The following is a 22,781-nucleotide window of genomic DNA, read 5'->3' as shown; positions in this document are numbered from 1 at the left end:
CTGGCTTCGTTCCAGATCAGATCTTCGTGCTCGCCGTCTTGTCGAGCGCGGCACGCACGCCGTTGGCGAGCTTGATCGCGTCGTCGTTCGCCCAGAAGTGCATGAAGAAAAGCCGCGGCTGCTCATCCAGCATGTGGCTGTGAAGAGCCGTTACGCTGATCCCATGGGACCGGAGCGCGATGATCACGGGATTCACCTCGTCGCCGGTCAGCACGAAGTCGCCGGTGATGGCCGCCTTGCCGCCGCCGGTCGGCTGGAAGTTGACACCAGTTGCGACGCCCATCGGTCCGACGGGACTTAACTGCATTCCTTGCTCGGTAATCGGATCGCGGCGGGGAACGCTGAACTGATAGACGCCGCCGTTGGCCTGCCCCTTGACGCCGATGATCTGATCGAGCTTGGCCGTGTCGAGATCAATGGCAGGCGGAGAGACCGCCGGAGCCGGCGCCGACATAGGCGTCTTGCTTTCGGCAAGCGCGGTCTTGATGGCGGTCGCGATCTTGAGCGGATCACCGTGCCCGGCCACATGCATGTAGAATGTCGCCGGGATCGCGCCGAGCAGATGGTTGTGAACAGCCGTGATCTCCAACCCGCTCTCGATCATCTTCTGCATGACCGGGTTGATTTCCGATTCGAGCAGCACCAGATCGCCCATTGCCATGACCCCGCCATGCGCGGGCTTGAACGCGACCCAGCCGCCCAGCGCCAGCGAAGGCTTGATGGTTACGCCGTCGAGCGTCACCGTGAGGTCGGTGCGCGGAAAACCATAGCGATGCACGTCGCCGGTGACGGCCGGCTTTCGGCCCAGCGCATCATCGACCTTCTGCCAGTCGACATCCTGCGCGTGAGCGGTCGCGATGAAGCATGCACCGATGCCCATCAGCAGCAAAATTGTCCTTCGCATTGATCTGCTCCCTCGAGCGAAATCCGGTTTCCGGAGTTCAGTTCTGCTCCTTGATCTGGCCGGCACCGTCGACGAGGAGCCGCACCGGCTTGCCGTTCTTGACCGCCTTGGCAGTCGTCCCCTCCGCGGTCGACTTGATCTCGCTGACCTGCGTGTAGCCAGCCGCCTGGATCCTGGCGATCAACTCATCTTGAGTCAGCGCGCGTGCGGTCGACGCGCCAGCCGCGATCGCCAGAAACAGGAGGGTGAGAAGGATTGTCCGTGTTCGCATGGTCGTTCTCCCGGTCATGTCCCGCCCCAGGTGAAGTCCGCTTTTGCGACGCTGCCCTTCTCAATGGCGCAGATCGAGAGGTCGCGCCCCCGACGCAAGTCCGCCGCGACGCCCTTGTCGGTATGCGAGCCGACAAGCTCCGGCGCGCCGCGCTGGAGCGATGGGCCGAAACGATTTGTCGGATGAATTCGGGGGTAAGGTGACATGCTGCGCCCTTGGTAGAGATCAGGACGCGATTCTTGGGCATAACGCCTCACGGGGAGATCGCACATCCCCGTTGCCGGAAATAGAAAACCCGGAACGCCAAGCTGTCAACCTGCGCGCAGGCCCCGGGAGGCGTTCGCCCTTCGAATGGAACCGCGCTCCCGTCTTGAAAGCCAAGGACGATCTCACGTAAGGTCGTCCGCATGGGGGCAATGCAGACCCCCCATGAGACTTCGGTCCAAGCTCTGCGCAGCACGCACTTCGTGGAGCTTGCGCATGGACACCGAACAACACCTTCCTCTCCGATCCACCGTTGCCATCCTCTCACGCGGCGATGCCGCCGCGCGCCGGGAGGCTACACCGCAGAACAGCCGCTTCGTCCGCATCTTCGAGGCACTCGCCGCCGTCGGCATCGAGGCCCGGCCAGTCATCTACGACGAAACCTTTGCCGACACCGTCCGCGATCAATTGCTTGCGGTAGACGGCGTGCTCGTCTGGGTCGACCCGATCCATCAAGGCAAGACGCGCGCTGACCTCGATCCCCTGCTCCGCGACGTCGCGGCGCGAGGGCCATGGGTGAGCGCGCACCCAGACGTCATCCTGAAGATGGGCGTCAAGGAGGTCCTCTACAGAACGCGCCATCTGGGCTGGGGCGCCGACACGCATCGCTACGACACGGCCGCAAGCTTCCGCGCCGAGTTTCCGTCGCGCCTTCAGACGGACGGGCCGCGCGTGCTGAAACAAAATCGTGGCAATGGAGGCCAAGGCGTCTGGAAAGTGGAGGCCCTTGCAGAGGCGGGCGCCATGGTTCGCGTGCTCCATGCAACGCGCGGCAGCCTGCCGGAGGACATGCCGCTCGATGCCTTCATTGCTCGGTGCGAACCCTATTTCGACTGGGGCGGCTGCATCATCGATCAGGCGTTTCAACCGCGCCTGCCCGACGGGATGATCCGCTGCTACATGAGCGGCGCCAAAGTCGCGGGCTTTGGCCGGCAACGGATCAAGGCCTTGATCCCGCCGCCACCGGAAGGCCCCGATGCACCCGAGGCGCAGCCCGGCCCGCGCATCATGCACGGCCCCGGTGCTCCGCCGTTCCAGGCGCTGCGAAGATCGATGGAGGACGAATGGACGCCGCAGATGATGGACACGCTCGGCATCGATGAATCCTCGCTGCCGGTGATCTGGGACGCGGACTTCCTCTACGGACCTCGCGACGCGGCAGGCGCCGACACATACGTCCTGTGCGAAATCAACGCGAGTTCCTGTTTTGCGATCCCCGACGAGGCACCGGCGGCGATTGCGCGGACGGTGAAGCACCGCCTTCGGCAGAGACAAGCGGCCGGTTCCGGCAGATAAGACCCCCGGGAGCGCGCAGCGTCATCTCGCGCTGCGGCTCGGGGATTGCCGCACGCGTGCCCACAGCAGCGCCAGCGGCCCCAGCGCGATGCCGGCGTCGAGGACGGTGAACGCGAGCAGCCAGCCGGTCGCGCTCTGCGGGCCGCCGGCCGCGTCGAGCGCAGCGCCGGTCCCCCACGCGCCAACCGCCGACAGGCCGAAGCCGACCGTCGAATGCAAGGCGAGCGTCGCGCCGCGATGTTCGGAGACGGCGGCGGCCGACATGCCCGCGGTCAACGCGCCGGAATCGGCCGGCACGGTCAGGCCATAGACGAGCAGCAGCAGTGCGAGCACCCATGCCGGGGCCGTCGCGTTGAGGCCAATGATCAGCGCGACGCAGGCCGACGCGATCATCACGATCGTGATCGCGCGATGGCGGCCGAATTTCAGCGCGGCCTCGTTGCCAAGGATGCTCGCGGGCATCGAGATCACCGCGAAGCAGAAGCTCAACACGACGGGGCTCAGCCACGCCGGCGCGCCTTGATGGGCGACGACGAAGGTCCAGAACCCCACCAGCCAGGTGCGGATGCCGTAGAGCTCGAAGCAGTGCGCACCATAGCCGAGGATGTATCCGAGCGCCTCGCGGTTGGCGAAGACGGGTGCGAAGTCGAGCAGACGCCCGGCCTTCGGCACGGGTCGCCGCTCGTCGATCAGGAGACACGCGCCGACCATTGCGACCGGACCGAAGCCGGTCGCGAGGAAAGCAGTCCGCCAACCCCACCTGTCGGCGATCAGTTGCGCCACCAGGAACGAGAGGCCGACACCCACCGAGAAGCTCGACGTGTACAGCGTGACGGCCCGCGAGGTGTCGCCTGCGGGAAGCCGGTCGGTCAGGGCCTTCAGGCCGGGCATGTAGGCGCCCGCAAATCCGAGCCCTGCAACCGACCAGATCGCCGTGCCCGACCAGAACCCTTGCGCGAAGACGCCGAACGCCGCGGTGGCGAGCCCGCTGACGATCGAGCCCCAGAGCAGGACGAGCCGCGCATCGATCCGGTCGGTCAGCGTCGTCAACACGGGAACTGCGAGCATGTAGCCGAACGCATAGCCGCTTGCCATCAGGCCGCCTTCGGCCGCGGAGAGTCCCCACGCCGGCATCAGGTGCTGCGCCAGGTTCGCGGACAGCGTCACATGCGGCAGCAGGTTGCCGACCTGGCCGATGCACATCACCGCAATCAGAGAGCGGCCGCTCAAGCTTCGAATTTTGTCCTCCATTGAGGGGAAGACAGCGCTGGGGTTGGCAGGGTGCCGAGCGCCGGTCCTTCTGCGAGCGGGCGTGGAGCGGAGTGCCTCATGAACAGCCACACCCCGCAGCGCCCGACTTCTTCGCCGTTTCGTCGGCGGCGCAGCAGGCCGATGGTTCTTCCTTCGCCGGCCCGCCGCAGCATCCCGACGCGGCGGCAGCGGTCTCGAGGCCGCCGCGCGTACAGACGCCGGTCTCGGGCAGCACAAGCTCGACTCTCGCCGCGGCGCGCTTGTCGCCGGCGATATCGGCCACGATCGAGCGGACCTGCTCATAGCCCGTCATCATGAGAAAGGTCGGGGCCCTGCCATACGATTTCATGCCGGCCAGGTAGAAACCCGGCTCATCATGCGCGAGCTCGCGGGCGCCGTGCGGGCGCACCGTGCCGCAGCTATGCTCGTTGGGATCGATCAGCGGCGCCAGGGCGACCGGCGCCTCGATGGCAGGATCGAGCCGCAGGCGCAGCTCGGACAGGAACGACAAGTCGGGACGGAAACCCGTCGACACGATCAGTTCATCCACGATCACGTTTCGCGCACCGCTCCGGGAGCCGGCGGTCACCTTGAGCCGGCCTTCGAACTCCGCGAGGTGCGTGACGCCGAATTCGGTCTCGATCCCGATCTTCCCGGCGGCAACGAGCGCGGCGAAGGCGGTGCCGAGCTCGCCGCGTGCGGCCAGCTTGTCGTTGCGGCCGCCGCCGAAAGCCTTCGCAGGATCGGCACCGCGCAAGAGCCAGACGGGCTGCGTACCCGGCACCTCGTCCGCGAGATGCACGAGATCGATCAGCGTGCCCACGGCAGAATGGCCGGCGCCCAGGACAGCAACGGTCTTCCCGGCATATCTGGAACGAGCGGCGCCTCGCACGTCCGGCATGCCGTAGGCGACGCGGTCAGCGCACGCGGGCTCGCCGATCGCCGGCAAGCCGTTGCAGCCGGCCGGATTGGGGGAGAACCATGTGCCTGACGTATCGATCACGGCGTCGGCGCGCAGGACTTCGGGACCCCTGCCGTTCTGGTAGCGGATCTCGAACGGCGCCTGCTCGCGTCCCCTGGTCCTGGCCTTGTCGAAGCCGACACGGCTGATCGCCGAGACGCGGCTGGAGGTCCGGATCGCCTCGCGCAGCGGCGTTCGCGTCGCAAGCGGCGTGAGATATCGATCGAGCAGCTCGCCGCCGGTCGGATAGGACTGAGGATCCGGCGAATTCCATCCCGTCGGCGCGAGCAGACGCGCGGCGGCCTTGTCGACATTGTAGTCCCATGGCGAGAACAGCTGCACGTGCTGCCACTGGCAGATCGCATGTCCAGCCTCCGGCCCGGCCTCCAGCACGACGGGCGACATGTCCCGTTCGAGCACATGCGCGGCCGCTGCGAGGCCGACGGGCCCTGCCCCGACGATAGCGACCGTCTTCCCATCACCCATTGCGCTACTCCCATCATTCTAGAATCATCGAACAATTTGGACAAAAAAATCAGGCCGCCGACTGCGCCGCCTTGCACTCGGCTTCGTCCGCGCAGCACTCCGCCACCAGAAAATCGACCAGGCCCTGCATCGAATCGTAGTTGGCATGACAGATCAGAGTCGTGGATTCACGGACCTGACTGACGAGCCCGACCGCGACCAGAGACTTGATGTGGTGGGACAACGTTGATGCAGGAATTTTCAGCTTTTCCTGCAAGCGGCCGACCGGCATGCCTGATCGTCCAGCCCGGACCAGCGCCCGATAGATCTGAAGCCGCGTCCGGTTACCTAGGGCTTCCAAACGTGCTGCTGCGTCGTCGATCTTCATGACCGGAAAGATGCTCCCGTTTCACCCCTCTGTCAACGATATTTCTAGAATGTTCGAAATAACACCTCTAACCCCGGCGTGGCCGCTCCGGATTTCGGATTGACGTCCACCCCATAATTCCATAAATCTGGATATATGGAAACCGAAGAAGCCGTTCTCGCCCTCGCGGCCCTGTCCCAATCGACCCGTCTGGAGGCCTTCCGGGCGTTGGTCAAACATGAGCCCGATGGCCTTGCGGCCGGTGACCTCGCACGCCAGTTGGAAGTGCCGCCGAACACGCTCTCGGCCCATCTGTCGATCTTGACGCGCGCGCGTTTGGTCACATCCGAGCGGCACAGCCGTTCGATCGTGTATCGCGCCAACCTCGCCGAATTCCGGGACGTTGCGGTTTTCCTGCTTCGCGATTGCTGCGGCGGGCGGCCGGACGTTTGCGAGCCGGTCGTCGACAGCCTCCAAGCCTGCTGCTCTCCAAAACGAAAGGAGCGAAGCCGTGCCTGATCAGATGTACAACGTCCTGTTTCTATGCACCGGCAATTCGGCGCGCTCGATGCTCGCCGAGTCGATTCTTAGGAAGGACGGAGCCGGCCGCTTTCAGTCCTTCTCCGCCGGCAGCACGCCGAAAGGCGCTGTCCATCCGCTGGCGCTGCGCACGCTCGAGAGCATGGACTATCCGGCCGACGGGATGCGCTCGAAGAGCTGGCTGGAGTTCGCCGCTCCCAATGCGCCGGTGATGGATTTCGTCTTCACCGTCTGCGACAATGCCGCAGGCGAGGCCTGCCCGATCTGGCCGGGACAACCGATGACGGCACACTGGGGCATCGAGAATCCCGCTTCCGCCGAAGGCACGGATCTGGAGAAACAGGCGGCGTTCGTCACCGCGTTCCGCTACCTCAAGAATCGGATCGACACCTTTGTGAGCCTCCCGCTCAGGAGTATCGACAAACTCTCCCTCGGGACCAAGCTACGCGAGATCGGCCGATCCGAGGGCGCAACACGCCCAGCGCCAAAGGCCGGCTGATGGACAATTTCGACCTTTCCCGTCGCTTGGTGGCCGAAGCGCTCGGCACCGGCATTCTCGTCGCCACCGTCGTTGGGTCCGGCATCATGGCCGAGACGCTGACCAAGGACGTCGCCCTTGCGCTTCTCTGCAACACCTTGCCGACCGGAGCCATTCTCGTTGTCCTGATCACCGTGCTCGGCCCGATCTCCGGCGCGCACTTCAATCCTGCGGTCACGCTCGTCTTCACCGGCAAGCGCGAGCTGCCGGTAAACGAGGCTGCGCTCTACATTCTCGCGCAGATCGCCGGTGGTGCCATCGGGACGATGGCGGCACATTTGATGTTCGCACATCCCTTGATCGACCTGTCGATGAAGGTGCGGACCGGCGGAGCGCAGTGGTTCGCGGAAGCGGTGGCCGCTTTCGGACTGGTCGCCACCATCCTCGCCGGCATCCGCTTCCAGCGCGCGGCCGTTCCCTGGCTGGTCGGCCTCTACATCACCGCCGCATATTGGTTCACCGCATCGACGTCGTTTGCAAATCCGGCGGTGGCAATTGCGCGTTCGCTGACGAACACCTTTTCCGGCATTCGGCCCGTCGATCTTCCCGGGTTCATTCTCGCGGAGCTCGGCGGGGCGATCGCCGGCATGCTGCTGATGAACTGGCTGCTCGGGCGTGCCGAGGTGCGCAGCCCGGTTGCTGTTGCGGAGACCCGATCATGAGCGTCACGATCTATCACAATCCGGATTGCGGAACCTCGCGCAACACGCTCGCCATGATCCGGCAGAGCGGTGTCGAGCCCACCGTCATTGAATACCTCAAGACCCCGCCGTCGCGCGAAACGCTCAAGCAACTCATCGCAGCGATGGGACTACCGGTCCGCGCATTGCTGCGCGAGAAGGGTACGCCCTACAAGGAGCTCGGCCTCGCCGATCCCAAATGGACGGACGACGAGCTGCTCGATTTCATCATGGCGCATCCCATTCTCATTAACCGTCCGATCGTGGTGACGCCGAAGGGCACACGACTGTGCCGGCCCTCCGAAGCCGTCTTCGATCTCCTGGACAATCCCGTCGGCCGGTTCGTGAAGGAGGATGGCGAAGTGGTCGAAGCCCGATAGCTCGCATCGTCCCCTGAGCCGCAGCTCATCCTAATGCCGGCCGCACCGGCAGTTCTCGTAATCGACGGGATCATGGCTGTTGACGATCCTCACGCGGTCGCCGTGGTCGAGCTTCAGTGCGCGCAGCCGCGCCTGGTTGGCGATCCGCTGCGTGCGGTCCATGTCGGCGCGGCGCTGGAAATAGCCGAGCACCAGCGGCATGCGCGGGGATGCCGCGAGCTGGCCGTGATGGAAATAGCTGTCGCCGGCATGCAGCAGCCATGTGTCGCCTGACCGGACCGCGATGCCGCAATGGCCGAGCGTATGGCCGGCGAGCGGGATCATCAGGATGTCCGCTTCCTTGTCGCCGAGCGCGCGCACGCCCTTGAAACCGAACCAGTCTTCGCCGGCTTCGCCATAGAATGTCCAGCTCGGTCCATGGCTCCACTGCCCGGTGACATAGCGCCCTTCCGGCGGCGCCGGCTTGCGCTGTACCGCCATGTCGTATTCGGCGCGATGGACGTGGATCGCGGCATGGGGAAAGTCGGGCACGCCGCCGGCGTGATCGCGATCGAGATGGGTCAGCAGCACGTCGCGCACGTCGGCGGGCGAATAGCCGAGTGCCTTCACCTGCTCGACCGCCGTCTCGGACGGGTCGAGCCTTGGCGCGGTCTGGCGCAGCCATCGCCGTCCGAGCCGGTCAGGGGCTGCGATATCGCCAAGCCCGATGCCGGTATCGACCAGGGCAAGCCCGTCACCCGTTTCGATCAGCAGGCAGTGGCAGACCATGCGGGCACGCTGGAACAGGCCGCCGGTGCCGTTCACCAGGCGGCGGCCCATCGGGCACATCGTGCCGGTGTTGAGATGATGGATTTTCATGGAAGACCTTGCCCGTTGTGACCAGGGCGTTCTTGTCATCTTCCAATCCATAGGTAAAATATCTAATATTGATCATATCTCTAGGTATATCCTATGGACATCCGGGAGCTTCGCTACTTCGCCGCCGTCTATCGCGCGCGCAACCTGACCGCCGCGGCGCGTGCCTGCTTCGTGTCGCAGCCGTCGATCTCGACCGCGATCACCAATCTGGAGGCCGAGCTCGGCACCACGCTTTTCATCCGGCACAAGAAGGGCGTCGCGCCCACCGCCGCGGCCGAGCAATTTCACGCGCTGGCCCGCCGCATCATCGACGAGACCGACGCCGCGCGCAGCCTGTTCAGAAAGCCGGCGACCAGGACGACGGTCACGCTCGGCCTGATGCGCACGCTCGACGTGCCCAGGACGATCGCGCTGCTGAAGCCGCTGACGGCGCGCAGCGACATCGCGCTGCGCCTCGTCGGCAGCGACGAGCGCGCCGATGCGCGGATCATCTCGAAAAGCATGCTGCGCGCGGACGAACATTTCGTCGCGCTGTGGAGCGAGCGCTATGTCGCCGCCTTGCCGCCGTCGCATCCGCTGACGCTGAAGGACAGGCTCCGGACCGCCGATCTCGCCGCGGCTGCCATGATCGACCGCTGCCATTGCGAGCAAAGCGAATTCTTCGGCCGCGCCGCGCAGCGGCGCCAGACCGCGGCGATCGCGCAATCGGAGGACTGGGCCATGGCGCTGGTCGCCGCCGGCGTCGGCATCGCCATCGTCCCGGAGGGCGCGCGAGATCGAGGTCAAGGTCAGGCGCGAGGTCGGGCTCGCCTATCGCGCATCAGTGCCGCTGGCGGACGCGCTGAAGGACTTTGTCGCAAAGCTCAAGAAGCAGCGCAGCCCGGATCGAACCGAGCGCCGGCCTGGCGCGCGCAAGACGCCTGGCACGGCACGCTGACCGCGCGGGACGAACTCCGACAGACCCAGTGATCGCGATTGCCGCCGCCGGGGCCATCCTCCTCCGTCCCTTCGCAAGCCGTAACGGCTCAGTCTGCAAACTGGCCGGCCGCCTTGATGATCGGAGCCCAGCGATCGATCTCGCTCGTCAGCACCGCCGCCAGAGCTTCGTTCGCTCCATATGAGCGCATTTTGGGCCCCGCGACCATCAGGCAAGCAACGCGATCAAGCATACCGCGACCACGACCATGTCGCGCCGCCGGCACAATCCTCGCGACTATCCGAGCATGCCCTTCAGGCCGGCGTAAATGGAGCCGACGGCCGTTGCGGCGATGCCGGCCAGCGGCCCCGCAGTCTGCATGAGATCCTGGATCAAACGAGCCCGGCGGCGCAATTGCTCTTCGCCGACATGCTGTCCAAGCAGGCGCGCCATCCTGAAGGCGAACGCGTTCGGCTTGCCGCCCTGGGCAAGCACGCGCGGCAGCACCTGGAAGATCAAGACGCCCAGGATGTTTCCGGAGACGAAGGCCAGCAGGATGCTCGCGCCGTATTCGAACACTTCCCGCCATTCGATCCACACGGCCGGCAGGATCGGGACACGATCGTGGAGGCCGGTGACCGTCAGCATCGACAGAATGCTGACGCTCGCAGCCAGGAACGCCAGCACGAACGCTCCCGTCGCCGAAACCCTGTGCAGGGGATAGGCCACGAACCCGAACAGCAGCGGGATCACGATCGACGCGATCCGAAGCGGGATCGGAGAGAGGTTGAAGGTGATGGTCACCAGAACATGCGCGACCGTCAGCAGCAGTGATGGAATGACGACATAGAGAACCGCATGCGTTGCGAAATATCGCAGCGGATTCTTGTGCCGCTCGAGGCGGACATTGACCCGATCGAGATCCCGCCTGAGCCTGTCCAGGTCGGCGACGATGTCCTCGATCTCGCGAAGCGTCGGTCGCACCACGCGCAGATCGCGCGAACAGTGCTTGCACGCGATGGCTTCATCCTTGATCGTCTCGGCGCAGAACGGACATTCCATCGTCAGCGCGGCTTCCTGCGCCGCATGATGGCCTCGACTTCGTCTCTGGCCTGCCTCAGCTCGTCGCGCAGCTCGTCACGCTTGCGCCGCAGATCGTCCCGTTCCGCGAGCAGCGTGGCGGGAACGGCAATATCACGCCCACAGGACGCGCAAACCAGCGCGCCCTCCGCGTTCCCGGATTGGCAGTACGGACACGTCACTTGGGCGCAACCTTCAGCGTGAAGATCGCAGTGCCCGGCCGGCCGTCACTGTCCTTGATGTCGACGCGAACGGTGTATTCGCCCGGCGGCAATTCCGCGTCCTGCATGTTGATGCCGTCGGGCTGGACAAACGGCTTGACCCGGGCAGTCAGATCGACATTCGGCGTACGCAGAAAGATCACCTTGACCGATTCCGGATCGATCTTCGCCCCACCGTACGACTCGAACTTCAATACCAGCCGCAAGGGCGAGTTGACGGAATCGCCGGGCGAGACGAATTCCACCTTCGGTCCGCGCATGATGCCGCGCCGGTCCGCGGCAATCGCCCCCTTCGGAGGCGGCAGCCTGGCCTCCTCTTCCGTGATCAATTGTGTCGCCGCTCGCGCCGCTCCCGAAAACAGCAGGCCAGCCGCAATGAGCCCAAGCAAGATGGTCCGCTTCATTTCCCGTCCGATCCTTCCCTCACCTGCCATCAACGTACACCGCCGTCACCGATGATCGAATACGGCGCCCAGAACAGCGGATGCGCGTAGGCGAACTCGGTCTTGCCTTCGCCATTGAGATAGCCGGGGCCATCGACGAGGGCCATCATCGCCTCGCGCAGCGCTTCGCTCCGCGACAGCTTCGGATCGTCGGCCTGCCGCTTGAACAGGTCGGTCACCAGCTGCCGCGCCGATTGCGAATGCACCGACCAGTTCGTCACCAGCAATGCCCGCGTTCCGGCATAGAAAAACGCCCGGCCCAGCCCCGATGCCGCTTCGGCCCCTGCACCGGCACCGGCGCCGGTATTACAGGCCGACAGGATGACCCAGTCGGCATCGAGCTTGAGGCCGAGAATCTCCTCCATGGTCAGGAGGCCGTCGCCGCCCTCGCCCGTCACGGTCGGGGACGACAGAGCGAGCGCCGGCTGCGTCAATCCATTGAGCTCGCCCGGGACCAGACCGTGGGTGGCGAAAGCCAGGATTCTGAAGCCGGAGAGATTCATCGTCTTGACGGCGTTCTCGGTCGCACTCTTGCCGAGGAACAACACTTTTGAAGGATCCGCCTGCAAGGCAAGCGCGATCGATTTGAGCTCATCGGCCGTGTCGGGAAGCCGCGGCAGCAGGCCGAGTTCGGCGCTGTCGACGCCTTCGAGCTTCGGGCTGTTGCGGCGCTTCAGCGGCATTCCGCGGGTGACGTTGCCGCCGGCGTCGGCCACCTGCACATTGCCGTCATTCGACTCGGCCTCGGCTTGCTGGTCCTTGTTGAAATAGGGGTCGCCGAACGCCACGAGGTCGCCACGGCCGGGCTTGCCCGGCGGCAACTGCCGCAGCGTGCGCAACGCGGCCGCGGATGGCACCGTCGACACGGCATGGGTTCGGGCCAGCCATGGCACGTTGCGATAGCCGACGAACAACGGATCCTCATCCGCGGCCACCTCCGCCGGTGCGGTCGGCAGCAAGGACAGCGGCAACAGGCCCAGCGCGCCGTTGGTGACCACGATCAGGTTCTTGGCCGGCTTCCATCCGCTCTCGACCGGCTTCAGCAACAGCTCGTAGAGCTCGTAGCCGAGCTTCAGATCGAACGGCGGAATGTCCGAGATCATCGCCGCCTGCGGCTCCAGCGCCTCGCGCAGCTTGCGAATCTTGGTCTCGATATCGCCGATCTTGGCGTTGACGGCGGCAAACGCCACCGGGCCCGACTTCGGCACGGCCCAGACGAAACTGCCGTTCTGGCCGAAATAGAACGACAACATCGCCTCGTTGTCGGCGAGCGTGGCGCGGATTTCAGCAACGCTGGGCGGCTTGGGCGACACGAGGTCGGCGTAAGCAGGAAACTTCTGCTTAATCTGCTGGCGCGCCTTGTCGCGCTCGCCGCGCAAGGTGGCGATCGACGCCTGGATCTGCTGAACGCCCTTCTCATCGCGCTCCGCGGAGGGAAGCGCCAGCACGTTGTTGAGCGTGCCGAGCTGAGCGTTGACCTGCTTGGTGAGATCCTGCTCCTTGCGAACGAGATCGGCCAGCGCCGGATCCTTGGCAGCCGCGCGGGCGCTCGATGCCGCCAGAGCCTGCTGAACCGAGTGACCACGGATGGCATCGGCGAGACTGAACGTCTCCTCGCCGACCCCGCCACTTGCAGCTTCGGCGCGCGCAAGCAGCAGGAAATAGTTTTCCACGATGCTCTGCAGGCGCTGGCTGCGCGCGGCGACCACGGTCGTGTTCTCGTCGTCGGCGTTTTCCCGCGCACTCGCCATCATGATCGGGATGGCGGCCTTGAACTCGCGGATCGCCTCCGCGTCGCGCCGCGCGCGCATCAGGCCGATCGCTAGCGTCCCGCGCGCGGAGGCGGCATCGAAATGATTTTCGCCGACGCGGCCGACCTGCTTCTTCACCAGTTGCTCGGCCGCAGCTATGCCGGCGTCGAGCTGGCCGGACGCATACAGCGAGAGGATCCGTGACGGATTGAGCTCGAACACCTGGCGGCGCTGCGGCTCCCAATTGGCGATCGCCTTGTCGATCGTCGCGTAGATCCCGTTGGCTTCCGGCGTCTTACGCTGCAGCGTCAGGATGCCGGCCAGTTGCGAGAGCAACTGCACGGTGGATTGAGAATCGTCGGGCACTCCGACGGTCTTGTTGATCTCCAGGGCCACGCGGCCCAGCTGCTCGGCTTCCTCGTAGCGGCCCTCTTCGACCAGAATGCCGGCGAGACCCATGACGTAGCGCGGCGTCACGGGATTGTATTTGCCGGTATCTTTCAATCGCGACAGCAAAGCGCGGCGGGCATCGACCTCCGCTTCCGCAAGCCGGCCCTGCCGTGCCTTCATGCGCGCCTGACTGAGCACGCTATTGTCGATCGCCTGCAGCAGGATGGTTTCCGCCGGAGGGTTCTCGGAGTCCAGCACCCCCTTCATGCCCGCCCGCTTGCGCTGCTCCGACACACGATAGGCGGCCTCGGCTTCCGCGAACTGTCCGCGCGCTTCGAAGATCATCGCCCGGCTGTTTTCGAGCTCCGATTCCCAGTTCTGTCCCAAGCGCGCATAGCTGGCGCGCCAAGCCGGATGACCGCTGGTGCGTGCCTCCTGGATGGCGGTCATGTTTCGGCGCAAATAGGCTTCTGCCTGGCTGACGTCACCCATCTGGATGAAGAAGCCGACGACAGCCCGGTTGGCGCTCAACTGAAATCCCTTGGCGCCCGGCTGTGTGGCCGTCTCACGCAGCAGCCGCTGGATGACGTCGAGCCCGCGTTTTGGATCGCCGGCCGCGGCATATTGCAACGACAGGAGCTGCATCAGCCGGCCCATCATCCTGGGTTCGACCGCGCCGCGGCCGATCTCGACGGCCTTGCTGGCATCGGCGATGGATTCGGGGAGCCGACCGAGCTGCGCACGCGCGTTGGCGCGGTCGAAATAGAACTGCGCGAGATCCTCGCGTGATTCCTTCCCCGTCGGCGTCGAATCCGCATCCGATTTCAGCTCCGCGATGAGCTTTGCATCCGGCTTCTCACTATCGAGGATCGCGGTGATGTCGGCGATGGTGCGGGGCGGCGCGATGAAGTCCTTCGGCAGCGTCGTGCCGGGCTCCAATTTGGGCGCAGCTTCCTTCGGAAGCTCGACGGCGACATTGGCGCGGCCGTTGGCGGCGTTGAGAGCTGCCATCACGCAGGCCTTGACCTGGGGGGACGCCTTGGCGCGGCACCCCTCTATGTCGGCACCGGCCTTGCGACCTCCCTGGGCCTGCATGCACGCGTGCACGATCGGCTTGCCGACGGTCATCCGGCAGTTCTCGATCGCCGCCTCCTTGGTCAGCGCGGCGGCCGAGCCGGTCGATCCGAGCAACATGGCGAGGGCCAGCACCTTCCGGATCGTTTGGGGCGGGGTGAGATTCAGACGGCTTTCAAACGGTCTCCCAGAGTCTACGCTCATGATGAAAGGCCTTTGGCGTAAAATGACTTGGTGTAACCAAATAATCCTACCCGTCCGGCTTGGGAGAACAAGCGCCAATCAGGGGCGGTCCGGGGACATCCTCAACCGGGTCAGCGGCGGCAAGCCCGAGTTCCCGGCGCCCGCCGCCGGCCGGGCGCGCAGGCGCGGACCGCAGGATCGGTAGCGGGCTAAGGCGCCTCGTGCGCAGTCAGCCCCGCACGCTGACCGAACGCCCGTAAACCGGCTGCGCCGCGACCGGCGGGTTGGCAGTCTGGGCTGCGAGCTCGCCGATCAGGCGGTCGGCGTCGGCGGCCATGCCGTCGGGCGCCTGGATCACCAGGCGCTCCAGCGCCCAGCGATAGGAGGAGACGCGCTGCTCGAGGCACTGCTGCACCCACTGGATGATCAGCGAGTTCTCCTGCATGCGCTCGACCGCATCCTCCCTCTCCTTCGGCGAGAGGGCGGAGACGCGCGCCATGCTGGCATTGCGCTTCTTGTCGAGATCGATGACGCGGATCGCGGAGGCGAAGAACGGCTCGAAACGGGTGGTGTCGTTGCGCACGTCCTCGATCAGCTGCGCATAGCGCGAGGAATGCGAACGATGCGGCTCGTCGATCAGCGTGCGCCCGTACATGGTGCGGTCGAACACCACCTTCTGCCGCCACGGTGACGGCAAGGCCTTGTAGTCGCCGAACACGCTCTTCCATGCGGGGCGCGACAGCGGCGGCTCGATCAGGGGATAAGCGAGGTCGCGCAGCTGGCGCTCCTCGTCGGTGAGCTGGAATTGCGACGGCCTCAACCCGACGCTCGCGGTGGCCTCGGTGCCGAGCCAGCGATGCATGTCGTCGCTGCGCATGCTCTCGCGGGTGCGGCCGAAATCGCCGCCACTACAGGCGCCGAGCGCCGCACTGAGCAGCGCGAGCAGGACGGCCGATACGAAGGGCCGGATCTGGCGGATGGTGTCCGGCATTGCAAGAGCCGGATCTAGCGGCGACGACGACGGCGCCCTGGCGCTGTGCCCGCTTCCGGCCCACGATCGCCGCTGGTTTCGTCCGCCTCGCGCTCGATGCGGATCACGGGAAGGATCAGAATCGTCCCCATGTCCGCGCGCGGCGTGACGTCCCCCGACGAGCCTACCCGGCGACCGGCCGGAAATTCGATGATGGTCCCCATGTCAGCTCTCTTCAATTGCCGCGCGATCAAACGCGCCCCTGCAACATGCGGATCATTAAGATCAGCTCATGGTTAACGGGGTGTAAACATGGCCTTTGGACCGTAACCGCACGGAACCGGCCGCGCCGTCCCGTTGCGGCACGACAATGCCTTGAATTACAGGGTCGGCTTCACGCCTCGTTTTCCTTAACGGGGCTTTAAAAGAACCCGCGCTAGGCTCGCCCGCAAGTCTCTTTTCCGAGTTGCGTACGCCTCCATGACCAAGTCGCTGTTTCCCGGATTCGACGGGCTGATGACCCTCTCCCGTCGCGAAGGCGTCGATGTTCGCCCGACGCTGCTGCGCGTGCTGACCGACCTCTATGTCCAGACGCGCGTCCACAGCGAGGACGAACAGCGGCAATTCGTCGAACTCGCCACGCGATTGATCGACCAGGTCGACGATGCGACGCGCGCGGCCGTCAAGGCGCGGCTTGCGGTCTATCCGCAGACGCCCGTCCCGATCCTGCAGAAGCTCGGGCTGGTCGCCGCCCAGGAAGGCCGCAGGGTTCCGCTCGCGCGCGAAATCCCGGCTGCCCCGCCGGCGCCCTCCCCGGTTCGCACGCCGACCGAGGCCGAGCAGCGCATGGCCTCGAGCATGGCGATGCAGCCGACGGACGCCGCCGAAATCCACGACATGTTCTTCCGCGCCGGCGCATCCGAGCGCGCGCTGATCCTGCACAATCTGGAGCAGACGCCGCTGAAGGCCGCGCCGCGGATTCCGACCGTGCGCGCCAAGCGCGCGATCCAGATCCTGGAGATGGCGGCGATCGCGGGCGACGTCGAAAATTTCACCTACGAGCTCGGCGACAGCCTGATCCTGCCCTCGCGCGTCGCGGCCCAGATCGTCGACGATCCCGGCGGCGAAGCGCTCGCGGTCGCCGCGCGCGCGCTCGACATGCCGAGCCCCAACTTCCAGCGCATCCTGCTGTTCTTCAAGCCGGAGATCGGCACGTCCGTGAGCAACGTGTACCGGCTGTCGCGGCTCTACGATCGCCTCGGCGAGCGCTCTGCGCTGGTGATGCTGGCGGCCTGGCGCGGCTCCACGCTCGCCGTCACCCGCGCAAAGTACCAGTCGGCCCTGCACGATGGCGAACGCCAGCGCGCGCGTGCGGGCGCAAGCCAGACGCGGCCCGGCGTGCAGCCCGGCTCCAGCCCGACGGTGCGGACCGGCACCGGCGGATCGTCGGATCACTAGTCAGGTCTTAGCCAATTCCAGAAAGTGCCGCCCCGCGCGGTCTTCGGTCTCGACGATCCAGGCATCCGAATCGAAGCGGATCTCCTTGGTCAGCCGCTCCTCGACGGCGGGCTCCGGCAGCGGCTGCGGCGCAACCGGCACGAAGAAGCGGTCGACCGGACGGCCATCGTCATAGACGGTTTGCGGCGCCGGCACGTAGAGCATCGCATTGCCGTCGAGCAGCGACACCTTCACGAACACCGCGCCCGCCTCCTCGGCCCCGCGACGACGCACCGCGCCGAACACGCCCTCGGTCTGGCACCGGCGCAAATAGGCCGCGACCCATATGTTGGATTTCAAACGCATGAGTCGGACGATAGGCCAGTACGAAGCGTCCCGCCAGTCTCGGCGCGCGCTCGCTACGCCTTGCCTGCACCCTGTCCGCCGCCGATCTGGCGCGCGACGAGATATGACAGCGGCATCGCAAGCGCAAACCCCACGGCCGCGGCATAGGGGATGTTCTTGATCGCCTCCGCGGCAAGGCTCGGCACCATCAGCACCACGATCAGGCTGACACCCGCCAGCACGGTACCCAGCATGATCCAGACGAGAATCGAGACCTTGAACATGATGACCTCTCTTCCTTGATGAGGATGAGCGATCATCTTCCCTGACACCGCCGGCAGTCATTGATCCCGGACAAATCGCGCCGGCGCAGGGCTGGCATCCCCTTGCGGATCACGCGCGGCCAATTGATCCGCGTCAATGACGACGACGAATGCCGCTATTCGACGGGATGGCCGATCGCGGTCGCGAGCTCGCGCAGCAGGCGATCGGACACCTGGCCAGTGACCTGCATCTTGTGCTCGCGCTCGAATTTCTGGATCGCGGACTGGGTCTCGCCGCTCATCGCGCCCGTGACCTTCAAATTGCCGTAGCCGTATTCGGACAGCGCGCGCTGCACGCCGGCGATACGCCGCACCGCCGGGCTCTGCTGCGCCGGGATCGGCGCCGGCGGACGCGCGACGGCAACGGACGGCGGCGTCGACGTCGTTTGCTTGACCAGGTTGGTCAGGGGATCGGCCGAGCGCGGCGTCGATGCGGTCGCCTCGACGGGCTTCTCCGGCGCCTTCTCGGCGGCTCTCTCGACAGGTTTGGGCTCGACGCGAAACTCCGTCGCTCTCGGCTCGAGCGGCGAGGTATCGGCGCCGACGGGGCGCGGACGCGGCAAGGGGTTCGACAGCGGCACCGACGACGGCGCGGGAAGATTGATCACGGTGCCGAACATCGGCGCCGGATGCCGGCCGGTCTGGAGAAACAGCGCATTGGCAACGATCGCGCTGATGGCGGCAACGGCGACGAGGCCGGCCAGCGTGTCCTTCGGACTGTGCAGCAGCACGCGCATCACGAGGTTGCGCTCGGTCTCGATGTCGACAGCCGCAGCCTTGGCGCCACGGCGGCGCGGAGCAGCTTCGCCCTTTGCAGACTTCTTAGGCACTTTTCTTCACCGGAGCAGGTTGGTCCTGAAGTTGGTCGTGATGTTGGTCGTGAAGTTCCTGGCGCGGCACCGGCGTCAAGGTCGCGATCTTGCTCTCGGCCGCTTTGGCTTGCGGCGGCGTGTAGACCAGCGGCAGCTTGACGGTGACGGCGGTGCCCTCGCCTAACCTGCTTTGTACCGTCAAATCGCCGAGATGCAACGCCACAAGACTCTTCACGATCGAAAGTCCGAGCCCGGTGCCTTCGTGACGGCGCTGATAGGTCTTGCCGGCCTGGAAGAACGGCGCGCCGAGACGCTTGAGGTCGTCGGGCGCGATGCCGACGCCGGTATCGCTGATACGCAGCGTCAGCTGCGAGCCCGACACCGCGGCGGAAACGGAGACCTGGCCGCCGCGCTCGGTGAACTTGATGGCGTTGGCGACGAGGTTGAGCACGATCTGCTTGAAGGCGCGCGGATCGCCGGTCACGACAGGCAGGTCCTGCGGCGCGTCGGTGACGAGGTCGATGCCGTTCTCCCGCGCCTTCAGCGCGAGCAGATTGCAGCAATGCATGAGCGAGGCGCGCGGCGCGAACGGCTCCGACGCAATCTCGAAATTGCCCGATTCCATCTTGGACATGTCGAGGATGCCGTTGACGACCGACAGCAGATGCTGGCCGGAATCGTTGATCAGCTGGGCATATTCCCTGCGCTGGGCCGCCCCCAGCATCAGGGTCTGCTCCTGCGCGATCATGTCGGAGAAGCCGATGATGGCGTTGAGCGGCGTGCGCAGCTCGTGGCTCATGGTGGCGAGGAAGCGCGTCTTGGCGGCGTCGGCCGCCTCCGCAGCGCTGCGGGCCTGATCGAGCGCCTGCTCGGAGAGCTTGCGATCGGTGACGTCGCGCATCACGGCGACGACTTCCGTCTCGCGTGCGGCATCGCGGTCAAGATGCTGGCGGCCGAGATCCTGGTCGAGCGGCCGGCAGCGCATCTCGACCCAGATGAAGTCGACGTGAAAATTGGCTTGGCCGCGCTCCGAGCCGGTCGGCTCCCGCCGCAGCCGGAACTCGACGCTGCGCACCTCGCCGCGCGCGGCATCGGAGAGCGCCGTGAGATAGGCCGGGCGATCGGCGACATGGACGCGATCGAACAGGCCGTGGCCGTGCAGCTGCGCAACGGGCATGCCGAGCATGGCCTCGGCGGCCGGCGAGATGAACTGCACCGCGCCGTTGCGCCGATGCCGCGAGATGACGTCGCTCATGTTGCGCGCAAGCAGGCGATAACGCTCCTCCTCGCGCGACAGCAGCGCAACGCTGGTGCGCGCCAGCGACTCCGCGCCGAAGGCAAGGGCCGCAGCATAGAGAGTGGCCGAGGCGACGCCGAACGCCATCAGCAGGCTACGCTGCGCGGCACTCGGCTCGTCCAGCGGCAGCCAGCCGAGCTGGCTGACGAGGATCAGTATCCCCGCGCAGGAGAGCGCGAGCAGCGAGGCGAAGGCCGCGACGCGGCGCGAGGCCGACAGTGCGGCCTCGAGGGGAACGACGATCAGCCACACGGCTGCGAATGATCCGATGCCGCCGGTCGTGATGGCGACCGCCATGATCAGGCCGGCGAGCGCGAGCGAGGACAGCACATGCGCGCCTTCGTAGCGGCCGGTGCGCGACAGGAACCAGGACAACATGATCGGCGCGATCAGCCAGGCAAAGGCCGCGACCTCGACCGCGCTCGGCGCGCCGCGCATGGCGAGATAAACAGGGAATGCGGCAAATGCTGCCAGGCTGCCGAGCAGACGCGGCGCCATGAAGGCACGATGGCGCGCTCGCGTCAGCGCGTCGTAACGCGCGGAGGGATGCAGCAGCGCATCGAGACAATCGCGGATGATACTCAAAACTGTCACGGGTCTCGCGCTTCGGCTCATTCGTCGGAGAGACGCGCCGGAACGCCTCCTTGTCGTTGAGCCACCGTGTCAGAGCGACCTTAAACGAGTGCTAAGGCGGCGCGGCCCGGCGCCGGACACCGTGTCATCGCGGAGCTTTTTAGACGATTTGACGACGTCTTCATTGAGGATGGTGAACACAGGGTTTCACCCCGGCCCGCATGGTTTCGAATTGGTGGATACGGAACACCGCAACATCACGGGGGCTCGGCATCAATGGAAAATTTACGAGGCCGCCATTTTCGAAGTTTTTTGCGTAAAATTTCCGCGAATTAAGCTCAAGGCAATCACTTGCGATTTATCGAGAGTTGCTAGGTCCGACGCCTCGCGGAAATCGCCGCGGCGGGATCTAACATACAGGTCGCAAGATGCGCTTTCTGCTCCGCATCACATTCTGGCTCGGGCTGGTGCTGGTGCTCCTGCCGCGGGACAAGACGCCCGAATCGGAGAAGCTGCCGCAGATCGGCGCCGCCGACGCGGTGCAGGCTGCGACCGCGGCCGTCTCCGACATGACCCAGTTCTGCAAGCGCCAGCCCGCAGCCTGCGAGGTCGGCGGACAGGCCGCGACCATCATCGGCCAGCGCGCGCAGGACGGTGCGAAGAAGATCTATCAGATCATCAACGACAAGAAAGAGCACATCACCAACGAGAAGAACGAGAAGAACGAGAAGAGCGACAAGAAGGCGCCCGACCACACCGGCTCGATCGCACTGGCCGGCGAAGGCGACACTGCTGCGAGCGAGGCGCCGCGCGACACCCTGACCCAGGACGACCTCGCGCTGGAATGGCGCGGACCGGGGCTGGCGAATTAGCCCCCAAACCCTATCGATTTCACGGCTTCGCGTCCCTATATTGGCCTGAACGGGAACGATAGGCCAGCATGACGACGATCGACGAAATCAGGGACAATTTCGAGATTCTGGACGAGTGGGACGACCGCTACCGGTACGTCATCGAGCTTGGCCGCACCCTGGAACCGATGCCCGAGGCCGAGCATTCCGCCACCAACAAGGTGAATGGCTGCGTCAGCCAGGTCTGGCTCCAGAAGCTGGTCGAGCGCGATGGCGGCGCGCCGATCCTCAGATATCGCGGCGACAGCGACGCTCATATCGTACGCGGCCTGGTCGCGATCGTGCTCGCGCTCTATTCGGGCCGCACGCCGCAGGAGATCCTCGCGACCGACGCGATCGCGGTGTTCGACGAGTTCGGCTTTCGCGATCATCTGACGCCGCAGCGCTCCAACGGCCTGCGCTCGATGGTCGAACGCATCAAGACCGACGCAAAAGAGGCGCTGGCGGAAGCCACCTGAAGCGGCTATTTGCGCTTCCGCTGCTGCTGTCCCAAACCCATCTGCTTTGCCAATTGCGAGCGCGCCACCGCGTAGTTCGGCGCGACCATGGGATAGTCGGCCGGCAGGCCCCATTTCTCGCGATATTGCTCCGGCGTCATGTTGTACTGGGTGCGCAGATGGCGCTTCAGCGACTTGAAGCGCTTGCCGTCTTCCAGACAGACCAGATAGTCCGGCGCGATCGACTTCTTCAGCGACACCGCAGGCCTTGCCGGCTCGAGCGGCGCCGTCTCGACGCGGCCTGACGAGACCCGCACCAGCGCGCCGTGCACCTGGCTGATCAGGTTCGGGATCTCGGCGGCCGGCGTCGGATTGTTGCCGAGATAGGCCGAGACGATGCTGGCCGTCAGCTCAATGAAATTCTTAGCCCCGGCATCCGACATGGGCCCGACCTTTCTCCACCTTGCGTCTCACGGGATTGACGACGCCGAAGTATTCCGTGTCAACAATACGTTCGGCCAAAATGCGACGACTGACAAAGTGACAAGAACATTGGCGCTTTACTTGGCCACGGCAGTCCTCAGGAGCGCTGGTCGAGATGCGCGCGCAACTCGTCGATCGAGGCAAAGCGCATCATGCCTTCCGGCATCTGCGCTTCGATCGAGCCGTCGGAATAGAGCGAATAGGCCATGCCGTCGACGATGCCGGATTTGAGCACGGTCACGGGGGCCTGCTCGACCGCCGGCGCCGGCTCCGGCTCGGGTGCAGGCGGCGGCGGGGCCGCCTCGACAAAGGTCGAGGGCGAGCGCGGCGGCGGCCGGCGGGAGGCAGCCGGCGGCTCCG

Annotated in this window: 25 protein-coding genes and 2 pseudogenes; 9 read left to right on the top strand and 18 right to left on the bottom strand. The window is 65.6% G+C overall.

Translation table 11 applies throughout. The features are described 5' to 3' along the window. Window positions 1–16: 16 nt before the first annotated feature. Genes XI09_RS25845 through XI09_RS25835 form a run of 3 tightly spaced genes read right to left on the bottom strand, consistent with a single transcriptional unit; the run spans window position 17 to window position 1,381 of the window. Window positions 17–904 (bottom strand): DUF1259 domain-containing protein, encoded by an 888-nt coding sequence (locus XI09_RS25845; RefSeq protein WP_271569356.1) that lies wholly within the window; start codon window positions 902–904, stop codon window positions 17–19. Window positions 905–941: 37 nt separating this feature from the next. Next, entirely contained in the window at window positions 942–1,175 is a 234-nt protein-coding gene (locus tag XI09_RS25840; protein WP_271569355.1) for a hypothetical protein, read from the bottom strand. 14 nt (window positions 1,176–1,189) lie between these two features. Beyond that, entirely contained in the window at window positions 1,190–1,381 is a 192-nt protein-coding gene (locus tag XI09_RS25835) for a hypothetical protein (RefSeq protein ID WP_271569354.1), read from the bottom strand. A 274-nt stretch (window positions 1,382–1,655) separates the two neighbouring features. Here XI09_RS25835 and XI09_RS25830 point away from each other — a divergent pair, with 274 nt between their 5' ends. Beyond that, the gene (locus XI09_RS25830) at window positions 1,656–2,735 is read left to right on the top strand and encodes a Cj0069 family protein (RefSeq protein ID WP_271569407.1); all 1,080 of its coding nucleotides are present in this window, start codon (window positions 1,656–1,658) and stop codon (window positions 2,733–2,735) included. 21 nt (window positions 2,736–2,756) lie between these two features. Here the strand turns inward: XI09_RS25830 and XI09_RS25825 are convergent, their stop codons facing one another. The 3 genes from XI09_RS25825 to XI09_RS25815 all read right to left on the bottom strand — a co-directional run bounded on the left by XI09_RS25825 (window position 2,757) and on the right by XI09_RS25815 (window position 5,800). Continuing rightward, a complete protein-coding gene (locus XI09_RS25825) occupies window positions 2,757–3,938 on the bottom strand; it encodes an MFS transporter (RefSeq protein ID WP_271569406.1) in 1,182 nt (393 codons plus the stop codon). A gap of 124 nt (window positions 3,939–4,062) precedes the next feature. Next, window positions 4,063–5,433, bottom strand: a complete 1,371-nt coding sequence (locus XI09_RS25820; RefSeq protein WP_271569353.1) for an NAD(P)-binding domain-containing protein — start codon at window positions 5,431–5,433, stop codon at window positions 4,063–4,065. 49 nt (window positions 5,434–5,482) lie between these two features. Next, complete coding sequence (locus tag XI09_RS25815) at window positions 5,483–5,800, bottom strand: ArsR/SmtB family transcription factor (RefSeq protein WP_271569352.1); 318 nt, start codon at window positions 5,798–5,800, stop codon at window positions 5,483–5,485. Between the two features lie 135 nt (window positions 5,801–5,935). Between XI09_RS25815 and XI09_RS25810 the strand changes: the two genes are divergently transcribed. From XI09_RS25810 to arsC, 4 genes are read left to right on the top strand one after another with little or no spacing between them, the layout of a single operon-like run. Then, window positions 5,936–6,298: an ArsR/SmtB family transcription factor gene (locus tag XI09_RS25810; RefSeq protein WP_271569351.1), complete on the top strand. Its 363-nt coding sequence runs from the start codon at window positions 5,936–5,938 to the stop codon at window positions 6,296–6,298. Then, entirely contained in the window at window positions 6,291–6,818 is a 528-nt protein-coding gene (locus XI09_RS25805; RefSeq protein WP_271569350.1) for an arsenate reductase ArsC, read from the top strand. The genes XI09_RS25810 and XI09_RS25805 overlap by 8 nt, the downstream gene beginning before the upstream one ends. Beyond that, on the top strand, window positions 6,818–7,519 hold the full coding sequence (locus XI09_RS25800) for an aquaporin (protein WP_271569349.1): 702 nt from the start codon (window positions 6,818–6,820) through the stop codon (window positions 7,517–7,519). Before XI09_RS25805 ends, XI09_RS25800 begins: the two co-directional genes overlap by 1 nt. Beyond that, window positions 7,516–7,917: an arsenate reductase (glutaredoxin) gene (gene arsC, locus XI09_RS25795; protein ID WP_271569348.1), complete on the top strand. Its 402-nt coding sequence runs from the start codon at window positions 7,516–7,518 to the stop codon at window positions 7,915–7,917. The genes XI09_RS25800 and arsC overlap by 4 nt, the downstream gene beginning before the upstream one ends. A gap of 30 nt (window positions 7,918–7,947) precedes the next feature. On the opposite strand, the gene XI09_RS25790 is transcribed toward arsC, so the two are convergent. After that, window positions 7,948–8,775, bottom strand: coding sequence for an MBL fold metallo-hydrolase (locus tag XI09_RS25790; RefSeq protein ID WP_271569347.1), 828 nt, complete (start codon window positions 8,773–8,775; stop codon window positions 7,948–7,950). 93 nt (window positions 8,776–8,868) lie between these two features. Between XI09_RS25790 and XI09_RS25785 the strand changes: the two are divergent. After that, window positions 8,869–9,712, top strand: a pseudogene (locus XI09_RS25785) (LysR family transcriptional regulator). Window positions 9,713–9,988: 276 nt separating this feature from the next. Here XI09_RS25785 and XI09_RS25780 read toward each other — a convergent pair. The 5 genes from XI09_RS25780 to XI09_RS25760 all read right to left on the bottom strand — a co-directional run bounded on the left by XI09_RS25780 (window position 9,989) and on the right by XI09_RS25760 (window position 16,027). Then, window positions 9,989–10,753: a hypothetical protein gene (locus XI09_RS25780; RefSeq protein ID WP_271569346.1), complete on the bottom strand. Its 765-nt coding sequence runs from the start codon at window positions 10,751–10,753 to the stop codon at window positions 9,989–9,991. Between the two features lie 196 nt (window positions 10,754–10,949). Then, window positions 10,950–11,396 carry a hypothetical protein gene (locus XI09_RS25775; protein WP_271569345.1) on the bottom strand — a complete coding sequence of 149 codons (447 nt, stop codon included), beginning with the start codon at window positions 11,394–11,396 and terminating at the stop codon, window positions 10,950–10,952. Window positions 11,397–11,425: 29 nt separating this feature from the next. After that, on the bottom strand, window positions 11,426–14,854 hold the full coding sequence (locus tag XI09_RS25770; RefSeq protein WP_442869619.1) for a CHAT domain-containing tetratricopeptide repeat protein: 3,429 nt from the start codon (window positions 14,852–14,854) through the stop codon (window positions 11,426–11,428). Between the two features lie 208 nt (window positions 14,855–15,062). Next, complete coding sequence (locus XI09_RS25765) at window positions 15,063–15,824, bottom strand: hypothetical protein (RefSeq protein WP_271569343.1); 762 nt, start codon at window positions 15,822–15,824, stop codon at window positions 15,063–15,065. Between the two features lie 14 nt (window positions 15,825–15,838). Beyond that, entirely contained in the window at window positions 15,839–16,027 is a 189-nt protein-coding gene (locus XI09_RS25760; protein WP_027531082.1) for a hypothetical protein, read from the bottom strand. A gap of 256 nt (window positions 16,028–16,283) precedes the next feature. On the opposite strand from XI09_RS25760, the gene XI09_RS25755 reads away from it, so the two are divergent. Next, window positions 16,284–17,261 (top strand): DUF2336 domain-containing protein, encoded by a 978-nt coding sequence (locus XI09_RS25755; protein WP_271569342.1) that lies wholly within the window; start codon window positions 16,284–16,286, stop codon window positions 17,259–17,261. Here XI09_RS25755 and XI09_RS25750 read toward each other — a convergent pair whose 3' ends face one another. From XI09_RS25750 to XI09_RS25735, 4 genes are all read right to left on the bottom strand, one after another. Continuing rightward, window positions 17,262–17,606: a DUF1491 family protein gene (locus XI09_RS25750; RefSeq protein WP_271569341.1), complete on the bottom strand. Its 345-nt coding sequence runs from the start codon at window positions 17,604–17,606 to the stop codon at window positions 17,262–17,264. A 53-nt stretch (window positions 17,607–17,659) separates the two neighbouring features. Continuing rightward, window positions 17,660–17,869 carry a hypothetical protein gene (locus XI09_RS25745; RefSeq protein ID WP_271569340.1) on the bottom strand — a complete coding sequence of 70 codons (210 nt, stop codon included), beginning with the start codon at window positions 17,867–17,869 and terminating at the stop codon, window positions 17,660–17,662. A gap of 155 nt (window positions 17,870–18,024) precedes the next feature. Next, window positions 18,025–18,738, bottom strand: coding sequence for a peptidoglycan-binding domain-containing protein (locus XI09_RS25740; RefSeq protein WP_271569339.1), 714 nt, complete (start codon window positions 18,736–18,738; stop codon window positions 18,025–18,027). Further along, the gene (locus XI09_RS25735) at window positions 18,731–20,632 is read right to left on the bottom strand and encodes a PAS domain-containing sensor histidine kinase (protein WP_271569338.1); all 1,902 of its coding nucleotides are present in this window, start codon (window positions 20,630–20,632) and stop codon (window positions 18,731–18,733) included. The genes XI09_RS25740 and XI09_RS25735 overlap by 8 nt, the downstream gene beginning before the upstream one ends. Window positions 20,633–21,018: 386 nt before the next feature. Here XI09_RS25735 and XI09_RS25730 point away from each other — a divergent pair, with 386 nt between their 5' ends. Both XI09_RS25730 and XI09_RS25725 read left to right on the top strand, forming a co-directional pair. Further along, a complete protein-coding gene (locus tag XI09_RS25730; RefSeq protein WP_271569337.1) occupies window positions 21,019–21,462 on the top strand; it encodes a DUF5330 domain-containing protein in 444 nt (147 codons plus the stop codon). A 68-nt stretch (window positions 21,463–21,530) separates the two neighbouring features. Beyond that, the gene (locus tag XI09_RS25725; protein WP_271569336.1) at window positions 21,531–21,959 is read left to right on the top strand and encodes a SufE family protein; all 429 of its coding nucleotides are present in this window, start codon (window positions 21,531–21,533) and stop codon (window positions 21,957–21,959) included. Between the two features lie 5 nt (window positions 21,960–21,964). On the opposite strand, the gene XI09_RS25720 is transcribed toward XI09_RS25725, so the two are convergent. After that, window positions 21,965–22,381, bottom strand: coding sequence for a MucR family transcriptional regulator (locus tag XI09_RS25720; protein ID WP_271569335.1), 417 nt, complete (start codon window positions 22,379–22,381; stop codon window positions 21,965–21,967). 137 nt (window positions 22,382–22,518) lie between these two features. Next, window positions 22,519–22,781: pseudogene (locus XI09_RS25715) on the bottom strand (DUF308 domain-containing protein); the annotation flags it as partial.

The sequence above is a fragment of the Bradyrhizobium sp. CCBAU 11386 genome, from assembly GCF_028128955.1.
Taxonomy (GTDB): domain Bacteria; phylum Pseudomonadota; class Alphaproteobacteria; order Rhizobiales; family Xanthobacteraceae; genus Bradyrhizobium.
This window is presented reverse-complemented; position numbering and strand designations above follow the sequence as displayed.

What these genes read in the sequence shown, in the direction of transcription:
- XI09_RS25720 (WP_271569335.1), bottom strand. Translation starts at nt 22,381, where the DNA reads ATGTCGGATGCCGGGGCTAAGAATTTCATTGAGCTGACGGCCAGCATC.
- XI09_RS25825 (WP_271569406.1), bottom strand. Translation starts at nt 3,938, where the DNA reads ATGTGCATCGGCCAGGTCGGCAACCTGCTGCCGCATGTGACGCTGTCC.
- XI09_RS25725 (WP_271569336.1), top strand. Translation starts at nt 21,531, where the DNA reads ATGACGACGATCGACGAAATCAGGGACAATTTCGAGATTCTGGACGAG.
- XI09_RS25835 (WP_271569354.1), bottom strand. Translation starts at nt 1,381, where the DNA reads ATGTCACCTTACCCCCGAATTCATCCGACAAATCGTTTCGGCCCATCG.
- XI09_RS25760 (WP_027531082.1), bottom strand. Translation starts at nt 16,027, where the DNA reads ATGGGGACCATCATCGAATTTCCGGCCGGTCGCCGGGTAGGCTCGTCG.
- XI09_RS25730 (WP_271569337.1), top strand. Translation starts at nt 21,019, where the DNA reads ATGCGCTTTCTGCTCCGCATCACATTCTGGCTCGGGCTGGTGCTGGTG.
- XI09_RS25770 (WP_442869619.1), bottom strand. Translation starts at nt 14,854, where the DNA reads ATGAGCGTAGACTCTGGGAGACCGTTTGAAAGCCGTCTGAATCTCACC.
- XI09_RS25830 (WP_271569407.1), top strand. Translation starts at nt 1,656, where the DNA reads ATGGACACCGAACAACACCTTCCTCTCCGATCCACCGTTGCCATCCTC.
- XI09_RS25800 (WP_271569349.1), top strand. Translation starts at nt 6,818, where the DNA reads ATGGACAATTTCGACCTTTCCCGTCGCTTGGTGGCCGAAGCGCTCGGC.
- XI09_RS25845 (WP_271569356.1), bottom strand. Translation starts at nt 904, where the DNA reads ATGCGAAGGACAATTTTGCTGCTGATGGGCATCGGTGCATGCTTCATC.
- arsC (WP_271569348.1), top strand. Translation starts at nt 7,516, where the DNA reads ATGAGCGTCACGATCTATCACAATCCGGATTGCGGAACCTCGCGCAAC.
- XI09_RS25815 (WP_271569352.1), bottom strand. Translation starts at nt 5,800, where the DNA reads ATGAAGATCGACGACGCAGCAGCACGTTTGGAAGCCCTAGGTAACCGG.
- XI09_RS25735 (WP_271569338.1), bottom strand. Translation starts at nt 20,632, where the DNA reads ATGAGCCGAAGCGCGAGACCCGTGACAGTTTTGAGTATCATCCGCGAT.
- XI09_RS25840 (WP_271569355.1), bottom strand. Translation starts at nt 1,175, where the DNA reads ATGCGAACACGGACAATCCTTCTCACCCTCCTGTTTCTGGCGATCGCG.
- XI09_RS25790 (WP_271569347.1), bottom strand. Translation starts at nt 8,775, where the DNA reads ATGAAAATCCATCATCTCAACACCGGCACGATGTGCCCGATGGGCCGC.
- XI09_RS25745 (WP_271569340.1), bottom strand. Translation starts at nt 17,869, where the DNA reads ATGTTCAAGGTCTCGATTCTCGTCTGGATCATGCTGGGTACCGTGCTG.
- XI09_RS25820 (WP_271569353.1), bottom strand. Translation starts at nt 5,433, where the DNA reads ATGGGTGATGGGAAGACGGTCGCTATCGTCGGGGCAGGGCCCGTCGGC.
- XI09_RS25750 (WP_271569341.1), bottom strand. Translation starts at nt 17,606, where the DNA reads ATGCGTTTGAAATCCAACATATGGGTCGCGGCCTATTTGCGCCGGTGC.
- XI09_RS25810 (WP_271569351.1), top strand. Translation starts at nt 5,936, where the DNA reads ATGGAAACCGAAGAAGCCGTTCTCGCCCTCGCGGCCCTGTCCCAATCG.
- XI09_RS25755 (WP_271569342.1), top strand. Translation starts at nt 16,284, where the DNA reads ATGACCAAGTCGCTGTTTCCCGGATTCGACGGGCTGATGACCCTCTCC.
- XI09_RS25780 (WP_271569346.1), bottom strand. Translation starts at nt 10,753, where the DNA reads ATGGAATGTCCGTTCTGCGCCGAGACGATCAAGGATGAAGCCATCGCG.
- XI09_RS25775 (WP_271569345.1), bottom strand. Translation starts at nt 11,396, where the DNA reads ATGAAGCGGACCATCTTGCTTGGGCTCATTGCGGCTGGCCTGCTGTTT.
- XI09_RS25765 (WP_271569343.1), bottom strand. Translation starts at nt 15,824, where the DNA reads ATGCCGGACACCATCCGCCAGATCCGGCCCTTCGTATCGGCCGTCCTG.